Source organism: Bowmanella yangjiangensis (assembly GCF_017255015.1).
GTDB lineage: Bacteria > Pseudomonadota > Gammaproteobacteria > Enterobacterales > Alteromonadaceae > Bowmanella > Bowmanella yangjiangensis.
In genome coordinates, this window is record NZ_JAFKCS010000421.1 from 1 (window position 1) to 673 (window position 673).

The 673-nt window shown below is 67.8% G+C and carries 2 protein-coding genes; both read right to left on the bottom strand.

Annotation, left to right across the window (positions count from 1 at the left end):
- The coding region (locus J0A65_RS24920; protein WP_269814711.1) for a putative metalloprotease CJM1_0395 family protein at window positions 1-326 on the bottom strand (326 nt) is incomplete at its 3' end.
- A 52-nt stretch (window positions 327-378) separates the two neighbouring features.
- Window positions 379-673, bottom strand: a 295-nt coding sequence (locus J0A65_RS24925; RefSeq protein ID WP_206596919.1) for a hypothetical protein, incomplete at its 5' end; no start/stop codon positions are given.

The window sequence follows — 673 nt, forward strand, 5'->3', positions numbered from 1 at the left end:
GAACCGGCGTACTGCCCACCGACAGCGGCATGGGCCTGTTCGTGGGTGCGCACTTCGCGATCGCGCTGAACCAGATCGGCGATCTCCAGCTGCTGCTGGCGCTGCTCCCGGGGGCTGGCTTCGGCGCTGTCGTCCGCCGTATCGGTGGAGGCACGGTCAGCCTCTTCGCGCCCGGAGGCGCTGGAATTCGCCTGCTGCTCCTGCGGCGCGGTCACGGGTGCCTGGTCGGCACGGGCGATATCGGGGGAAACGTCGGACGAGAGGAGCCGAGCCGAAGAGAAGGACGGCGCAGGGACGAAAGGTGGCACGCTGTTGCCGATCTGCATGTGCTCCCTCCTACCCCGTTGCAGGCCGCATCCACGGCCGGGGTGGAACTACTTACGCACGCGTGTCGATGAGCGTACCCAGCACCTCATCGGCGGTTTCCACGACACGTGAGCTGGCCCGCACCTCGTTCTCGCCAACGCGCAAGGCGACCAGGCTTTCCGCCAGGTCGGGGCGCGTCTGCTCGGCAGACTGTGGCGTGGGGTTCACCTGGTTCTGCGGTGGCGTCTGGCTGGGCTGCTGCGGCTCGGTCACCGCGTTGCTGGCGATGTCGCTGGCCGCCTGCTCGACACGGCGTTGCCCGGCCTGGATGCCGTTCAAGCCCGAACTGAATGCATTGCTGGAGATT